The 17,517-nt window shown below is 35.9% G+C and carries 17 protein-coding genes and 1 pseudogene; 9 read left to right on the forward strand and 9 right to left on the reverse strand.

All coding sequences use genetic code 11. The features are described 5' to 3' along the window. Positions 1-82: 82 nt before the first annotated feature. A complete protein-coding gene (locus EL260_RS11280) occupies positions 83-964 on the reverse strand; it encodes a cupin-like domain-containing protein (protein ID WP_123860369.1) in 882 nt (293 codons plus the stop codon). 171 nt (positions 965-1,135) lie between these two features. Here EL260_RS11280 and EL260_RS11285 point away from each other — a divergent pair. The 4 genes and pseudogenes from EL260_RS11285 to EL260_RS11300 form a co-directional block, all read left to right on the forward strand. Then, positions 1,136-1,673: pseudogene (locus tag EL260_RS11285) on the forward strand (REP-associated tyrosine transposase); the annotation flags it as partial. A 180-nt stretch (positions 1,674-1,853) separates the two neighbouring features. Further along, complete coding sequence (locus tag EL260_RS11290; protein ID WP_123860370.1) at positions 1,854-4,421, forward strand: M1 family metallopeptidase; 2,568 nt, start codon at positions 1,854-1,856, stop codon at positions 4,419-4,421. 249 nt (positions 4,422-4,670) lie between these two features. Beyond that, entirely contained in the window at positions 4,671-6,170 is a 1,500-nt protein-coding gene (gene putP / locus EL260_RS11295; RefSeq protein ID WP_123860371.1) for a sodium/proline symporter PutP, read from the forward strand. Between the two features lie 156 nt (positions 6,171-6,326). Further along, positions 6,327-6,554, forward strand: a complete 228-nt coding sequence (locus tag EL260_RS11300; RefSeq protein ID WP_123860372.1) for an ATP-binding cassette domain-containing protein — start codon at positions 6,327-6,329, stop codon at positions 6,552-6,554. 14 nt (positions 6,555-6,568) lie between these two features. Here the strand turns inward: EL260_RS11300 and EL260_RS11305 are convergent, their stop codons facing one another. Further along, positions 6,569-7,711: an MFS transporter gene (locus tag EL260_RS11305; protein WP_123860373.1), complete on the reverse strand. Its 1,143-nt coding sequence runs from the start codon at positions 7,709-7,711 to the stop codon at positions 6,569-6,571. A 102-nt stretch (positions 7,712-7,813) separates the two neighbouring features. Between EL260_RS11305 and EL260_RS11310 the strand changes: the two genes are divergently transcribed. From EL260_RS11310 to EL260_RS11320, 3 genes are all read left to right on the forward strand, one after another. After that, positions 7,814-8,170, forward strand: coding sequence for a winged helix-turn-helix transcriptional regulator (locus EL260_RS11310; protein ID WP_123860374.1), 357 nt, complete (start codon positions 7,814-7,816; stop codon positions 8,168-8,170). Between the two features lie 275 nt (positions 8,171-8,445). Continuing rightward, a complete protein-coding gene (locus EL260_RS11315; RefSeq protein WP_123860375.1) occupies positions 8,446-9,009 on the forward strand; it encodes an AAA family ATPase in 564 nt (187 codons plus the stop codon). Between the two features lie 71 nt (positions 9,010-9,080). After that, the gene (locus tag EL260_RS11320; protein ID WP_123860376.1) at positions 9,081-9,641 is read left to right on the forward strand and encodes a DUF6624 domain-containing protein; all 561 of its coding nucleotides are present in this window, start codon (positions 9,081-9,083) and stop codon (positions 9,639-9,641) included. Between the two features lie 141 nt (positions 9,642-9,782). Here EL260_RS11320 and EL260_RS11325 read toward each other — a convergent pair whose 3' ends face one another. From EL260_RS11325 to EL260_RS11355, 7 genes are all read right to left on the reverse strand, one after another. Further along, positions 9,783-10,271 (reverse strand): DUF2938 domain-containing protein, encoded by a 489-nt coding sequence (locus EL260_RS11325; protein WP_123860377.1) that lies wholly within the window; start codon positions 10,269-10,271, stop codon positions 9,783-9,785. A gap of 5 nt (positions 10,272-10,276) precedes the next feature. Continuing rightward, the gene (locus EL260_RS11330; protein WP_123860378.1) at positions 10,277-10,582 is read right to left on the reverse strand and encodes a thioredoxin family protein; all 306 of its coding nucleotides are present in this window, start codon (positions 10,580-10,582) and stop codon (positions 10,277-10,279) included. A 216-nt stretch (positions 10,583-10,798) separates the two neighbouring features. Further along, positions 10,799-11,539, reverse strand: a complete 741-nt coding sequence (locus EL260_RS11335; protein WP_123860379.1) for a GNAT family N-acetyltransferase — start codon at positions 11,537-11,539, stop codon at positions 10,799-10,801. Between the two features lie 14 nt (positions 11,540-11,553). After that, positions 11,554-12,504, reverse strand: a complete 951-nt coding sequence (locus EL260_RS11340; protein ID WP_123860380.1) for a helix-turn-helix domain-containing protein — start codon at positions 12,502-12,504, stop codon at positions 11,554-11,556. Between the two features lie 161 nt (positions 12,505-12,665). Beyond that, the gene (locus tag EL260_RS11345) at positions 12,666-13,004 is read right to left on the reverse strand and encodes a nuclear transport factor 2 family protein (RefSeq protein WP_123860381.1); all 339 of its coding nucleotides are present in this window, start codon (positions 13,002-13,004) and stop codon (positions 12,666-12,668) included. 122 nt (positions 13,005-13,126) lie between these two features. Beyond that, positions 13,127-13,333 carry a hypothetical protein gene (locus EL260_RS11350; RefSeq protein ID WP_123860382.1) on the reverse strand — a complete coding sequence of 69 codons (207 nt, stop codon included), beginning with the start codon at positions 13,331-13,333 and terminating at the stop codon, positions 13,127-13,129. 292 nt (positions 13,334-13,625) lie between these two features. Further along, positions 13,626-14,768 (reverse strand): tetratricopeptide repeat protein, encoded by a 1,143-nt coding sequence (locus tag EL260_RS11355; protein ID WP_123860383.1) that lies wholly within the window; start codon positions 14,766-14,768, stop codon positions 13,626-13,628. Positions 14,769-14,947: 179 nt separating this feature from the next. Between EL260_RS11355 and EL260_RS11360 the strand changes: the two genes are divergently transcribed. Both EL260_RS11360 and EL260_RS11365 read left to right on the forward strand, forming a co-directional pair. Further along, positions 14,948-15,451: a DinB family protein gene (locus EL260_RS11360; RefSeq protein WP_123860384.1), complete on the forward strand. Its 504-nt coding sequence runs from the start codon at positions 14,948-14,950 to the stop codon at positions 15,449-15,451. Between the two features lie 76 nt (positions 15,452-15,527). After that, positions 15,528-17,303, forward strand: coding sequence for a S41 family peptidase (locus EL260_RS11365; RefSeq protein ID WP_164466634.1), 1,776 nt, complete (start codon positions 15,528-15,530; stop codon positions 17,301-17,303). The last annotated feature ends 214 nt before the right edge of the window (positions 17,304-17,517 follow it).

Consider the following 17,517-nt stretch of genomic DNA (forward strand, 5'->3'; position numbering starts at 1 on the left):
AGTATTAAGGGAACGGGTTCACTATGCAATTTAATCATTTTTAAATTGCATATCGCATAAAACCAGTGAAGTAAGAGGTAATTTATTTCGGAAGTCCCTTCTTCAGAGCTATATTGGCTCTTTCAACAGATTTTCTTTCCTTCCAATCCATGTATCTTTTTTTATACCTTCCTTTCATGAAATTATCAAAATTACGTTGAACAGCAAGGTTCCATAAAGAATGAGCCTTTACAGACCAGCTTTTATCCCATGCACGAAGCGAAAGAGAGAAAGAACCATCCAGGTATTTCATCCAGTGCCACCAACCGGTAGGCATAAACAGGGTATCTCCATGCTCAAGATAACATTCTATTCCTTCGATCCCATCCAGTGCCGGGAATTTTTCAAAATCAGGGTTGGAAATATCATAATCTTCCAGAGCATACGTTGCATAAGGAAGCTTATACAAACGGGTTTTCCACTTATATTCGAAGAGAAGAACATGCTTTCTTCCGTTGAAATGAGTATGGAAGATATGCGGCATATCAATATCATAATGAAGGAACGTTACAGAACCTTTACCACCGAAGAACATGCTCGGGTATTTATCAAGGAATCCCCCCATTAGGTTTTTAGGTGGGATATAATCATCCAACAATTTAGGAGCAAACTTAATAGGATCAAAAAAGAAGATTCTCAGATCCGTAGGTTCTCGCTGGATCAGATCTACGTATTCACCAAAAGGCATTTTGGTGGTCGGAGTGTTAATGGGAGCTGCAGGATCCGCTTTAGCACTGTCATATAAAGGTACAACAACATCGCCAACCACTTCCTTCATGTACTCCATTGTCCATTTTTGATATGCAGGCCAATTTCTTGCCATATTTTTGATTACCACTGGCTTGCGAGGCTTAAGATATTTCTCACGGAAATCTTCCTGTGAAATGTCATCTACAATATCAATTGGTTTAAGGAGTATGCCCATTCGTTTTAAATTATCCCGCTAAATTATTAATAATTTATGATAGTAAGTGAAAATAATTTCGTTTATCTGGAATTAATATAAATAGATGAAAAATTAACAAGGCTGACTTCTTTGTAAAGCATTTATTAATAGGGATATTTGTATGTTTTTGTTGGAAAATAAACTGCTTATATGAAAGAATACTATTTTCATGAAAAAGATGGTGCTTATTTTATAAGCTTTGCTACGGCATTCTGGATTGATGTTTTTACCAGAATGGAGTATTTTGTCATTAATGCTTTGGATTATTGTAGAAAGAATAAAGGGATGTCCATTTTCGGATATTGTATCATGCCGAATCACATTCATTTGCTTTTTCGTTCAGAGAAGGGTGAACCTTCAGAATTGATAAGAGATTTTAAAGGTTTCATAGCAAGAAAATTATTAGAAGCTATTGAAGAAAATACTCAGGAAAGTAGAAAAGATTGGTTTGTTATAGATGTTTGAGAAAGCAGGAAAGAGAAATTCAAACGTTAAAAAATATCAGTTTTGGCAACAGCATAATAAACCAATAGAAATATGGTCTCTCAAAGTATTTGAGCAGAAATTGAATTATATTCATCAAAATCCTGTTAAAAGTGGGTTTGTCATAGACCCATGGGAATGGAAGTATAGCAGTGCTAGAAATTATTGTGATGATTATCAGGAGATATTGGAAATAGATGTAAACTATAATAATGACAAAAAGCACGAGCTAGAAGCTCGCATCAGCGGATGCACATTAATAAATGTTTACATGATTACTCATTATAGATAGTTTTTTGTTTGTAATAAAAAGTAACCTTAAATTTTACAGGTATAATTTATAATTGGAATTTTCCCCTTAGATTCCAATTCTTATATTTGATGTATGAAAAAAGTACGTCTATTAGCATTATTTCTTGTCGTTTTTAATAGTGGGTATCATGCACAAACGAAATCATTATCTAAAATTGAATCCGGAGTATCGTATGAATTGGCTCAGTTTAGAAAAAGTACATTAAGTGAGATTAAATATGAACTCAGTCTGAAAATTCCTGAAAGCAAATCGGAAAGGATTTCCGGAACTGAAGTTCTTACTTTTAACTATAAAAAAAAGGATGAAACGTCATTGTTAATAGATTTTAAAGAAGACCCTGCTTCGCTTTTATCAGTATCGGTGAATGGCCACACGATAAAGCCTGTTCTTGAAAACGAACATGTGGTGATTGATGCCAAATACCTTAAGTCAGGTTCCAACCAGATTAATTTCAATTTTCTGGCTGGAAATGGAGCATTAAACAGACGCGATGGATATTTGTATGCCTTATTTGTACCTGATCGTGCCAGAACCATGTTTCCATGTTTCGATCAGCCCAATCTGAAAGCTAATTATTCTCTCACTTTAACCATGCCTGAAAAATGGAGTGCCATATCCAACGGAAAATTGGAAGATACTTTTGTACAACAAGGGCAGAAAACACTACGCTTTAATCAATCAGATTTACTTCCAACGTATCTGTTTTCTTTTGCAGCCGGAGATTTTAAAAACCATACAGAGAAAATCAGTCAACAAGATTCCAGAATTTTATACCGTGAAACGGATTCTGCGAAAATTAAAAATAGTATGGACTCTATCTTTACACTCTATCGTAATTCTCTTGCTTATTATGAAAGATGGACCGGTATAAAACATCCTTTTCAAAAACATGGAATGGCAGCTATTCCAGACTTTCAATTTGGCGGAATGGAACACCCCGGAGCTATACTATTTCAAAATTCAACCTTGTTTTTAGATAAAAATGCAACACAAAATCAGCTGAATAACCGTTCAAACCTGATTGCCCATGAAGTGGCTCACCTTTGGTTCGGAGATATGGTGACGATGGATTGGTTCAATGATGTCTGGATGAAGGAGGTTTTTGCTAATTTTATGGCTGACAAAAGTACCGGAGCATCCTCAGATAAAAGCATTTACGATCTGAAATTTTTAACGACCCATTTTCCGGCAGCCTATTCTGTAGACCGTACTTTGGGAGCGAATCCTATCAGACAGGTATTAGATAACTTACAGAATGCAGGGATGATGTATGGTCCAATTATTTATAATAAGGCACCCATTATGATGCGTCAATTGGAATTGCTGATCGGGGAAGAAGATTTCCGAAAAGGAGTCAATGAATACCTTGCCAAATATGCTTACAACAATGCTAGCTGGCCGGATCTTATTACCATTCTGGATAATCATACCCCCAAAGATTTACAAAGCTGGAATAAAGTATGGGTGAATGATCCCGGCAGACCAGTGATCGATTATGATATAAAATACAAAGGCAATACAATAGAACGTTTTACCATATCCCAAAAACCGGAATATGGAAAAGAACAGAAATCGTGGCCTCAGGAATTTGAGATCAGTTTATTTTACACTGACAGAATTGAGAAAGTGAATGTAAAACTGGATGGAAAGCAACAGGATGTTTCTGAATTAAAAGGAAAAATAAGACCTCTGTTTATCCTGCAAAACTCATCGGGAATAGGGTATGGAGTCTTCAAGACAGACAAAACGCTCCTATCAAACTTTTCATTGGTAAAAGATCCTATCAACCGTGCCAGTGCCTATATTTCGTTGTATGAAAATATGCTGAACGGTTCAGAAGTGAAGGCTCAGGAATTATTGTATTTTTTTGCAGAACAGCTGCCAAAGGAAACTACGGAACTGAACCTTCGTTTAATTACAGGATATAGTTCTTCTATTTATTGGAACTTCTTACCTGAAAGTTCCAGACTGAAAGAATCAGGAAATATGGAAGATAAACTATGGAAAGCGTTACAGGTGCAGACAGCAAAAAACAATAAGAAAATTGTGTTTGATGGGTATCAGAGTATTTTCCAGTCTCAGCAGGCGTATGATAATCTGTACACGATCTGGAAGTCTCAGATCCCACCACAAGGAGTATCACTTAATGATGAAGACTTCACAAATCTTGCTCTTGCTTTATCATTAAGGAATTCAAATAATAATGATTTGCTGCAAGAACAATTGGGTAGAATTAAAAATCCGGATCGGGTGAATCGTTTTAAGATTATTATGCAAGCTGCTTCATCCGACCAGAAAGTGCGTGACGATTTTTTCAACGGGCTTACGCAAAAACAGAACAGATCCAATGAATCTGCGGTGGGCTCAGCGGTGAGTTATCTGCACCATCCATTAAGACAACAGACTTCCGTGCATTATCTTTCTAAGACTTTGGATATTTTACAGGAAATTCAGAAAACAGGAGATATATTTTTCCCGGATAATTGGCTTCGTTCCACATTTAGTAGTTATCAGGACCCAAAAGCACTTGATGTGGTTAATCAGTTTCTTCTGAAAAACCCCAATTATAATGCTATTTTGAAAAATAAGATCTTACAGGCAACGGATAATCTGAGAAGAGCTCAGAAGTTGGTGAAATGAGATAAGGTATTAATAAGAAAAAGCAATATTTGATAGAAGTATTATACAGGCATACATAATGATTATCTGGCAAAATATTTAGATTCCAAAGCCATTAAGCCATTGACAAACTCATGGTATTTTTAAGAGTTAGCTGAAGAATTAAGATATAGGGGTAGTTTTTTTGTATTGGGTGTATAATACTGCTTGAAGGCAAAGTCTTCTCATTTTTTAAAAAATGGTTATCTTCGGCTTCATAAAAAAAATGATATGCAATTATATGAAGGGATTTCTGTGGGGTTGTATCTATTATTGATGATAGGTATAGGCATATATTCTTATAGAAAATCAACAAATAACTCGGAGGAGTTTTTAATTGGAGGACGAAAAATGGGAGCTGCTGTGACAGCGCTGTCTGCAGGGGCTGCCGATATGAGTGGCTGGCTGCTGATGGGAGTTCCGGGAGCAATGTATCTGTCTGGGATTTCCAGCTCATGGATTGCGATAGGGCTAACACTTGGGGCTTTTCTCAATTACATTATTGTCGCACCAAGACTCAGAATTTATACCGAAGTGGCTCAAAATGCCATTACATTACCCGTATTTTTTGAAAACAGGTTTAAAAATAAAAACCATCTTCTGAAGATCACTTCTTCTATCTTTATTCTCGTGTTTTTTACCCTCTATACTTCAGCAGGAATGGTATCTGGCGGAAAGCTTTTCGAATCAGCGTTCGGAATGGATTATACCGTAGGATTACTGTTGACGAGTTTGGTAGTGGTCTTATACACCTTCTTAGGCGGATTCCTTGCAGTAAGCCTTACCGATTTTGTACAGGGAACCATTATGGTGTTGGCTTTGGTTATTGTACCTATTGTTGCCATTATTCAGATTGGCGGAGTAGGAGAGACTTTATCGTTGATTGAGGCTAAAGATCCAAATTACCTGGATCTATTCAGAGGAACCACCACCGTGAGTATTATGTCTTTATTGGCTTGGGGATTAGGATATTGTGGACAACCACATATTTTGGTTCGTTTCATGGCTATTGATAAACCAAAAGACCTGATTAAAGCGAGAAGAATCGGAATTACCTGGATGATTTTTACGGTGGCAGGAGCCTTAGCGATTGGTTTAGTAGGAATTGCTTATCTGCAAAAATTTGACATAGAAACGATGATGAAATTTGACGGATCAAAGACAGAGGCAGAAACAATTTTTATTTATTTTTCCCGTATTTTATTCCATCCGTTTATTGCAGGATTCCTATTGACAGCAATTCTTGCAGCAGTAATGAGTACCATTTCTTCTCAGCTATTGGTCACTTCAAGTTCATTAACGGAGGATATTTATAAGGCTTTCCTGAATAAAAAAGCAACACCAAAGCAGCTTCTGATGGCGAGTAGACTTTCTGTTTTATTAGTAGCGATTATTGCTGTTCTTTTATCACTAAATCCTAAAGACAGTATCCTTAATCTGGTAGGAAATGCCTGGGCAGGATTTGGCTCCGCATTCGGACCGTTGATTTTGTTGTCTCTTTTATGGAAGAAAACAACATGGCAGGGAGGTTTGGCCGGAATGTTAGTGGGAGGAATCACCGTGCTGGCATGGGTATACCTTCAGCATCCGTTGAAAGACTGGTATGAAATAATTCCTGGATTCATTCTTTCTTTATTGACCAATATTATTGTTTCCTTATTCACTTACAAACCTGATACGGTTATTGAAAGCGAGTTCGATGAAGTTAAAAAAATTATGCTGGAACCATAATGATAACCAAAATGTAATATAAAAACAAGCCCTTGCCAAAAGCGAGGGTTTTGTATTTTATGAGGATGACCGGAAGCTGGAAGTAATGAAACTCTAAAAATAAAAGTGCTGTTTAGATTTTATAGCACCCATTTAATTTTAAGAGGCTTAGAGATAATGAGAGAAATTCTTTTTAGTTTAAATGGGGTAGATTTTGAAGGTGCTCATCTTCTGTATGATATCATCAGACAATTAAAAACGGCGAATAAAGTCGTGGTGATAAGTTCCCATATCATAGAAACGCTTTTCCATACCTGTGATAAAATTGCTTTGCTGCAAAACGGAAGTGTTGAAGCTATATACCATAAAGAAGATTTTGGGCAGCTGAGTACACTAAGATTTTAAAGGTTGGGAGTGATTTATTTCACAAGTTTTTTCTTAATGCAGACCATTATTAAAGCAAAGATCAAAATCAAAATGCTTGATCCCATAATGTTTTCAATGCCATAATGAGCAATCCAGAAACCTCCGAATAAAGTTCCGGCTGTGACTGCAAAATTTCCACAGGAAGTAAAAATACTGTTGATGAATTCTGAAGAGCCGGAAGCCGAAGAAGTAACATTGATATTGCTGATGAGAAAACCACCGGAATGAATCAGTCCCCAAAAGCCGATAATCCAGACCATAGGAACAAAAAAACTTCCATACCAATAGATGAATACATGGATACCAGCCAGTAAAATCAGGAAGGTATACGTGGTCTGAAACGGGAACCTGCTCATATATTTTCCTGCGATTCTATTTCCTGAAATCCCCACTGTACCAAACATAAAAAGCATCATACCGATCTGTTTACCATTCATATGGGTTACATTTTTAAGAAAATCAGCCATATATCCGTAGGTAGAATACATTGCGGCAATAGTGAAAAATGCTATGGATAACCCCATCCAGAGGCTTTTATTCTGAAAAATTTTAAGATCAAATGTTGCCTGAGTTTCAGTTCCTTTTTCAATGGCCGGCAGCAAGAATTGAACTCCGATTAATGCCACAATATTAATGAAGGCTGTAAGTAAGAAGGAAGACTGCCAGGAAAATAGATCAGACATTAAAGTGGCCAATGGCACTCCTAAAACAGTGGCCAGTGTAAGTCCGGAAAAAATAATACTTACCGCTTTTGATGTATTGGAAGGATTGGAAGTCTTTTCAGCAACGGATAAAGCAATAGACCAATAAACGGGGTGAAAAAAAGCAGGAATCATTCTAATCGCCAATAATGCATAAAAATTTTCTATATAAGCGGAAAGAATATTAGCAACCGCAAAAATAAGCAGGGAAGAAACCAGCAGGTTTTTTCTTTTGAATGCAGACAATGCAACAAGCATAAAAGGCCCAAAAACAGCTACGATCAAAGCAAAAGCACTCAGAAGCCAGCCAGCCTTTTCAATGGAAATATTGAAAGAAGATGCTATTTCCGGTAATACGCCAATAACTCCAAACTCTGTAGTGGTAATCCCGAATACCCCTAATGCAAGCACATAAAGATTTCTTTTCGATTTCATTTTTTTTTGTGCAAATTTGCAGAATAGACTATCAGAAAACTATATACTTACCTTTTAGTTCTATACTTACCTTTTTGAAAGTGTAACGATAAAAATACTCTTATGCCTCAGTTTTTCCACGATAAAAGATTGTATTATACTCCTATTGAATTTGCATTAAGCCATATTGGCGGTACCTGGAAGATGCCTATTTTATGGCGGTTACAAGAAAAACCACTTCGCTTTAGTGAACTGAAAAAAGATATTCCTCATATCACAGACAAAATGCTGACCAGCCAGCTTCGGGAGCTGGAAAGCAAGGAAATGATTCATCGTGAAGTATATCCTGTTGTTCCTCCAAAAGTAGAGTACAGTCTTACGGAAAAAGGGAAAAAAGCAATTCCTGTTATTGAAACCATCATGAAGTATGGATATGACTTGATTCAGGATTCAGGAATTATATTTCCACCTAAAGAATAACTACTTCTTCAGCCTTCATTTTCATAAAAATGAATTATCTTTACGGATAAGAGTAGATTCAATATTCTATTGAGTTCCTACTGGAACCGTAAATTACTCCGAGAACATTTTGGTTTTCTATCACTATTGTCTGTGCAGACATTCACTTATTCCTGACTTTGTTTTTTCATTATTCCTGATACTTATACGATTATAAGACAGCGTCTCTTTTCTGATTTTATCTCCCTATGGAATGTTGATTTTTAATAATGATTAAACCCAATACAATTTGAAAAATGAATAATAATACAGCTCAAAATTTCTATATCATCACTGGTGGTCCGGGAGCAGGCAAAACTACATTACTGAACAGATTACATCACATCGGATTTATAACTGTTCCTGAAGAAGGGCGGAGAATTATTAAAGAACAGGAAATTTCTAATGGAAAAGGATTGCCCTGGCTGGATAAAAAACTTTTTGCTGAATTAATGTTTGAAGCCTCAGTAAAAGCATATGAGAAGATGAGGTCAATCTCTTTGAGTGATCCTGTTTTTTTCGATCGGGGAATAGTAGACACTATCGGTTATCTGAAGCTGGAAAAGATTGCTGTACCCAAAGAAATGGAAATTGCTGCCTGTAAAATGAATTATAACGTCAATGTTTTTATCCTTCCGCCCTGGAAAGAGATCTATGAAAACGATCCTGAAAGAAAGCAAACTCTAGAGGTGGCTGAACATACCTTTGAATGTATGAATGAGACCTACCGGGAATATGGCTATCATGTAATAGAAGTTCCCAAAGTAACGGTAGAACAAAGAATAAGCTTTATTCTTGAGACTGTTAAAAATATTTCATAAAACCCGAGTTGTTTATCCGCTAGAGTTATTTTTGTAGCTTTGAGAAACAGCTAACTTTAGTTTAGAATATAATGGAATCCGAATTTGAAAAAGAATTAATACACCTTGCAGAGCATGATCTTGAAGTAAGGGAAAAACTATCTTCTGAAGGGAAGTTAGCAGGAGGATATCACCCGGAAATGGAGCGTGTTCATAAAGCCAATGCAAAAAGACTTCGGGAAATAATCAGCAAAATAGGATTTCCAACACGTTCAAGGGTTGGCTTAAAAGGAAGTGATGCCGCATGGCTTATCGTTCAGCATTCTATTGGTGAGCCTGAATTTATGAAGGCATATTATAAAATGATGGAGGAAAGCGATGATGACATTAATCCCAAAAATAAAGCCTATCTCTATGATCGGATCCAGGTTTTTCAAGGCAAGCCTCAAAAATATGGGACTCAGCTTATTGCTGGAGGAATTCCTTATCCGGTAGTAAATAAAGAAAACCTGAACAGAGAACGGGAGAAAGTGAATCTATCCCCATTATCAGAAAAAGCAATTAACCAGATTTTTGATCCAGAAGAGATTCCGGAAATTGATGGAAAGGATCAGGACTATTTGATCTGGAGAAAGAAAGTAGGTTGGGTGTAAGATTCGAAGTTCAAGGCTATTGATTAGCTTATCAGCTTATGCTCAAAAAAAACGGACCAAAGCCCGTTTTATCATCTATTTTAAATCTACGCTGGATTCAAAATTTGTAATTCATAACGATGTTTTTTCATCCAGTTTTGTTTATTTGAAAAAGGTTGAAATAAATAATCCCACCAAATATAAACCAATTCCATAAATAAGGTGTGCTTGCAGACTTCGTAGTCTGGCAACAGTAGGGTTAGATAACTTAGAGGCTGCGATACCAAAGCCAAAAGCAGGCTGCATTATAAACCATGGTGCTAAAGTAGTTGCAAGGCCAATACATATAGGTGGAAAAACAGTAGGTTGCACCAGCCAGCCTTTTCCCCAGAGTAAAAGTAAGAGATAGGCAAACGCAATCCCGATGGAATAGTGAGCCAGCCATCCCAGAACTTTTTCTCCTCGTATGGGAGTGGCCTGTATAATAGTAGAATGGCTAAAGGTTCCATTTTTAAAATGTCCAATCCATCGCCCTACAATACGATAGTCGAGAGAGGGAATATTCCAAATCTTTTTGATGATAAGAGCATACCCATCCATAAAAAGGGTTGCTCCCACACCAAGTAACATGGCATTAACTAACACATTCATTTTCTTTAGATTTGTCTTAAACTGTTCAGTTTTTGTTCTAATATCATTTCCGAAAGTACTCCTGAACTGCGCCATACTTCTACGTTGTTTTTTAAGACTACAAATGTAGGAACGGATCTTATTCCATATTTAACGGCCAGTTCCTGCTGTTCATCCACATCCACCTGCTGTACATTCAGCCAGTCTTCCAGTTTCACTTTTAAAGTATTCACTACCGGCATCATCATTTTGCATGGATAACACCATTCAGCATAAAATTGGAAAAGCATCAGTGAATCAATTTCCTGTACGTTGTGATTTCTCTCTGTCATTGTTTTAAAATTTATGGAAACAAAATTAGAGAGTTATTATATGGTTTTGCTGACACAAATCAGAGCGAAAATGGCATAAATCAAAGATTTTTGAGAAGATTGAGTTTAGAAACCAGAAGATAAAAGTTATTATAGGCTTTAGATTGATTTATGCATCTTGTTTTCTTCTATGATGTTTTGATACCCTTCAACAGACAAGTTGATATTTTTTATGACTTACAACTTTTCTACAGATTCCGGTGAAATAAAGTTCCATTTGGCAAATAAACTGAGATTAAGTTTTTTAGCCAGCGCAACAGAAGCAGCGTTATCCAGTTGACAGCGGTACTGAGGTTCATAACCATCTTCTAAGGCAGCCTTGGAAATAAGCTGAACCGCTTGTTTGGCATATCCTTTTCCTCTGAACTGATCTAATGTAATAACTCCTATATCCGATAGTTTTGTATCTTGCCATGGGTACATACTTGTTGCGGCAATCAGCTGATTTTCTTCAAACACTCCAAATACTTTCCAGTGATTTAGTTCTACAAAAGCACCATCCAGATTTTCTTCTGTGGACAGAGATTCAAAAATAGAGAAATGAGCCGTATCATTCTCCGTCAAAGGACGGGTGTTTTCGGGCGAATTAAGGGTTAGAATATATTTTTTTTCTTCCTCAGGAAAATAAAAAATATAATCTGCTCCATACAGAAAGATTTCTTTGCCTTTTAAAATGTTAACAAAGTTTTCAAAATCAAGTGTGGTAAGGTTTACATTGTTGAGATAAGTGACAACTTTTGAATTGATGATTGCCCAGCTGTTTCCGGATGGAAACTCCAGTGTCATGATCTGGCTGTCTTCCTCCAGATCATCATTAAGAAATAGTGTGAAGCCAGGATTGTTGCAGATAACTTCGCCCTGAAACTGATCTTTCCAGTATTCATGAACAACGGATGATGTGATTTTGGAGGCGTACATGCTGTTGTATTTGATTAATGTTTATGATTTTTACGGTATTGAAGCGGGGTAACACCGGTATGTTTTTTAAAGAATCTGCCAAAGTAAGAATCATCGGTAAAGTTAAGACCTACGGCAATCATAGAAATGGTATCACTGGTTTGAATAAGGCGTGATTTGGCTTCCTGTACCAACTGTTTCTGAATAAAATGGCTAGCAGGAAATCCGGTAACTTCTTTAATAACATCATTAAGATGATTAGGATGTAGATGCAGTAGCTCTGCATACTCTGTAACCTGTTTTTTATCTATAAAATGCTGGTTGACCAATAATTGAAATTGTGCAGTCAGTTGATCTTTTCTCGATAAGGAGAAAGCATCCACAGAAGTTTGTTGATTGTAAATACGTTCTGCTTCCAAGAGGATAATATTCAGAAACATACGGGTAAGCAAATCATCATTGAAAGTAGTCTTTTGACATTTTTCGTTGTTTAATTTCCAGAAAAGGTGCTCCATCATTTGGATTTCTCTTTCCGAAAGTCTGATGAACGGTTTCTGAGTAACCTGAAAGAAGGGAAATTGGTTAAGCTTGATCTGATGCTTAATGCAGAGTAAGAAATAATCAGCATCAAACATGCAAAATATTCCCTTTACATCATTACTCCAGTGTTCAATGGCATGGAGCTGATTTTCTCCAATAAAATAAAGGGTCCCAGGTAAAAAATGATAAAGATTATGACCTATATTTTCTTTTATTTCTCCTTCCTTAAGCAGAATAATGCTGTAAAATTTCCGTCTTGTCTGTTTTCCTTCTATGGATTTTTGCCCTTTTTTAAGATCTTCCAGCTTAGCGATTTCTAAAAAACCATTTCCATGAGCATAAGTAATATTATTACATTCTTCACAGAAAGAAGCAGGAGCATCATTAAGATAAAAATCTTTAAAATCCTGGTCATTTCTCAGTTCTTTGATTTCAGAATGTTTCATATTCAATTATTCTTTTTCCGAAAGGTTATTGTTTTGGTATAAAGATAAGTACAGATCTTAGTTTTCGTACTGCAAAACGTCTATGAATTACATAGAAAATTTATATAAGGCAGCCACTCCTAGGGAATGGCTGCCGGATTTATATGATATTCGAGATACGATTACTGATCGTTCAGTAATGATCGTGGATCAAACAATACTTTTAAAGAATGTATTTTACCATCAATGATCTGATACCACCCCGAAGCCTCTATGGCTTTATTCCCCATATCAATTATATACCAGAAAGAAACATCTTCACCAGCTGTAAAAGTCTTTATAATCTGATATTTAAATTTCATCTGCCTCATGTCTTTTATATAAACTGATGCGCCTTCTCTTGTCCCTAATACTCCAATGAATTTAAAATCAGGATCAAGGCAGCTTTCTGCTTTTTCAAAATTTTCTTCATTTAAATACTGAATAAACTGTTCTGCTGCATTTTGGTTTGTGTTGCTCATATTAGATTGTTTTATAAAGACAAAATTAAGGCATGAGAATTAGCTGTCGTTGTGACAATTGTCACAAACGAACATATAAATAAAAATCTTCATTATCATAAATATTCTGGTTGATCAAGTGATTAAGTATGTGAAAGCATTGGAACAAATAATTGAAGTTTTTCAAATACTGAACGTAATTCAGAAGTTACAAATAGCTGTAAGTTATTCCATAGTCTGTATTGAAAGTTATCCCGATCCGGATTAGTGTCCAGAACAGCTTCATCAAATGAAATATCATCAAAAGATGCAACAGCACGGGTTGCGTTTACTTTTTCCGGAATGAACATTTTTAAAAATCAGAATGGCTATCAGCTGGCCGCAGAAAATAACAACTGTTTTTCATCCCATAATGAGGTACTTTGGTGATGAATACAACCAGTATCAATTTTTCAACAAAAAAAGAAAGAAACACAGAACTAATACTATTGACGCGGCAGAAAGCGTAGATTAGATGTTTAAAAGAACCTGAAGCAATATCAAAATCACAAACCTGCTTAACCTTACCCAAATCAAGGACTTTGATGAACTGAAAAACAGCATATTAAACCTGAATTTTACATTTTGTTTTAATCCAAAACCCTATTTTACCTTAAGTAAAGTAATTCTGTCTTTAGCATAAGCAATTTGTTCTTTTTCCTTTTTCTGATCAGGATTGTTCTTAAGATACAAATGATAGTAGGTGACTGCATTTTTAGGCTGTTTCAGATTACCATCATACAATAGTCCCAAACGGTAATAAATGATAGTACTGTTTCCAAAGGTCAGGCCTCTTTTATAAGCTGTTACTGCATCATTGTACTGGTTCTTAACTTCATAAATTCCTGCCAGTGCAGCATAATAAAGTGGGGTATGGTCTGAAATCGCTTCATCAATTGTTTTCTGGGCATAAATAGCAGCTTTGTCATAATCTTTTAGTTCACGATAGCTCAATGTCATATAATATAACGTTCCTTCATTCTGCATTCCCAGATCTTCCAGCATTTTATAAAGATCAACACAACGTTGGTAATTTTTTACATAAAAATACGCTTGTCCCATTTCGTTCATTACATTGGTATCTGCATGGATCTGCAATAATTTTTCACCATTCTCAATAACTTCCTGATATTTCCCCAAACGGTTAGAAATGGGTAATTGGGTCTGTTGTAGAGTAAAATTTTCCGGATCAGAGGCGATGGCGATTTTCAATACATCATAAGCAGGCTGAAACTGTTTAAGTCCGTCGTAAACGGTGGCCAGATCATAGGCTATATCAGGATCAGCAGGATTCAGACTATTGGCTCTTTTAAGAAATTCAAGCCTTACTTCGGGGGTATCCGCATAAGCTGCCATTTGTTTGTAAGCGCTGAAGTTTTGACGGTCCAGCTGAATGATCTGCTGAAGATAATTTTTTGCATTTGTACGATTTCCTCTCCGGGAATTAATGCTGGTCAGGCTGAAGAGAACCGGAATGTTGTTGGGTTGGATAATATTGACTTTCATATAGTTTTTTTCTGCATCAGGAAGTTTCCCGGCCATCATCTGGCAATAAGCGATCTGGGTGAGTGCTTTTACATCTTGAGTGTTTGCAGGGTATAGGCTTTGGAGATATTGGGCAGCATCTGCATAACGTTGATTTTCGTAATACTCAAGCAGTTTTTCAGTATCAACTTTCACAGTCTGGGCAACAAGTGTTTTGAAGCTTAGCCCAATAAGCAGAATAAGAAACCCTATTTTCATCATTATTAATTTTTAATAACTAAAATATTTGTTATTTGTTAAGCTTACAAGTTTTATTATCACTTATTGGGGAATTTTTAAATATTAATAGTAAATAAGTATTATAGAATGAAATAAATATTCCTGGATTTCTTATATTCACAATACGGAAATTCAAAACTAAAGATTATAAACTTTTTGAAATGGAAATTACTTCTGTAGCATCATTCATTGACTATTATGAAAAAATCAGGTCCAGAACCAACCGGATTATTGAAATTATTCCTCCTGAGCATCTTGATTTTTCTTATAAACCAGGGAAATTTACTATTGGAGATCAGATTAGGCACATTGCATCTATAGAAAGGTATATGTATGGTGAAACCATTTCAGGAAGGAAAAGTGCTTATCCGGGATGTGGAAAAGAACTGGCGGATGGCTATGAAAATATCATCGCTTTTTTCAATGAAATGCACAGCCAGACCCTGAAAATTATTAATGGGCTTTCCGATGAAGACCTTAATCGTAAATGTCTGACACCTGGAAATAATCCAATTTCTATATGGAAATGGCTTAGAGCAATGGTAGAGCATGAAATTCATCACAGGGCAGAACTCTATATTTATCTCAATCTTCTGGACATTAAAACCCCGCAAATTTTTGGCTTTTCAGCAGAAGAAGTTCAGGACTTGAGTGTGAAGCTATGAGTCTCAGCACAATCATGAATTTACAGTCATTAAAATGATGAAGGTTAATTTGTATATTGCCATTCAAAAATTAATAATGACCAAACCCTTTATTATTCCCTTATTACTACTGGTAAACTCCATATACGCACAGACAGATATTGAATTGAAATCTGGAGATACTCTTACATATTCGCCACAATCTCAGAGACCAGTATGGATAACTGTTCAGTCAAAGGATGCAAATGTTGCTGTCGCCTTGTTTATGGAAGGTAAGAAAATAAAAGAGCAGGATGATTCCAAAGGAATAAAAAGTATAGAACGGTTGTTGTATACCCCTGAAAAGGGAAAACGCTATGAACTTAAAGTTTGGCCAAAGTCCTATGTTGAAAAAAGTAAAGTTTCAAAGATTTCTATCTCAGAATCCAAAAATATTCCCGTCCTGAATGGGCAGTTTACTTCCGCTCAATTTGTAGAAGATTTGCATGTTTTCCGCTCTATCAGAGAACAGGCGAATTCAGGATTATATGTTTACAGAAGCAGAGAACAGATAGACAGCATTTATAAAAAAGCAGAGGTAACAGCAGCCAACAGTAAAAATATTTTTGATTTTTATAAAGTGATAGCCAGCGTTACAGGTTTTGAAGGCAGCTGTCATAATTATACAGATCTTCCTAATCATGCATCCTATTATTTAACACAAAAACAGGAATATCTACCCATCACACTGAAAAATATTGATGGCCGATTGTTGCAGGACTCAAAGGATCATAAGATTCCACTTGCTGCCGAAATTATTTCTATTAATGGGATTCCTGCTAAAGAAATGATTAGCCGTTTTTCTCAATACTATTTTTCTGATGGTTATTCTATGCCTTACAGAGAGACCACAGGTTTTGAAAGAGGAATGCTGGATAAATTTTATATAGAATTCGGTACTCATAAACAATACCTAATCAAATACCGATGGAATGGTAAGATTCAAGCGGTGAGTTTACCAGGAATTTCATTGGAAGCCTTTAAAAAACTCCAGGATTCAAGGCATTCTCTTAGCTTAGATAAAAAACTGATGGCTGAAAAATATAGTTTTACCAAAGAAGGCGATGATGTATATCGCTTATCGATAAGAGGTTTTGATTTTGCAACAGGAAAAGAAGATCCGGGCTATAAAAAGTTCAGTGCTTTTCTTGATCAAATGATGGATACTCTGGAACAGCAGAAAGTAAAAAATCTCATCATTGACCTGAGAGGAAATACCGGAGGAACCGGTGCCCTTTATGAAAAAGTTTTCTCTTATCTTACTCAGAGACCTTTTCGTGACAGTCATTATGCTTATACCTGGTTTAATGAAGTTCCAATGGAAGATAAACTTGTGATTACCCCGCTTTTCCTTTCCAATGGTGTAAAAGATAAAAATGGGATCAATAATTACCTAAAACAGCTTTATCCAAAACAGGTCCAGGGAAAATATTATTGGGCAGATGATAAAAACCTTTCGATCTTACCTAATGAAAGAACGTTTAAAGGACAGCTTTATCTTCTGGTAGATCAACGGGTAGCTTCTGCTGCATCTCATTTGGCTTCTTTAATAAAATCCTATACCAATGCCATTGTAATTGGAAAAGAAACGGTTGGAGGATATTACGAACATAATGGCCATCTTCCGTTAGTGTATGAGCTTCCCAATACAGGGATTCAAACTGGGTTCTCCATAGTTCATGTGATTCAGGATGCCCAAAATCTTCCAGATCAGAGCAAAGGGCAGGGGATTATTCCACATTATGAAATACGGGCAACTCCTCAGGAGTTTTTAGACCAGTCTGATGTTTATCTGAAAAAAACATTGGAACTTCAGAAACAAAAAAATAAATAGTATAAGAATAGTTGCAGAAGATTAATTTGTAGCTATTTTTTTTTTTTTAAGAATGATAAAAAAGATTGATTATTTCTCTTGTTAGTGTGAAAATTCAGTTTTTTATAAATGTATTATGTTGTTTGTATGATTTTAAAATAGAGTACCTTGTAGTTTTTCATAATTCTATTAGAATGGAAATATTTTCAAAAAAGTCGTAGAACTACTACAAATT

Origin of the sequence: Chryseobacterium nakagawai (assembly GCF_900637665.1) — a bacterium.
GTDB classification, from domain to species: Bacteria; Bacteroidota; Bacteroidia; order Flavobacteriales; family Weeksellaceae; genus Chryseobacterium; species Chryseobacterium nakagawai.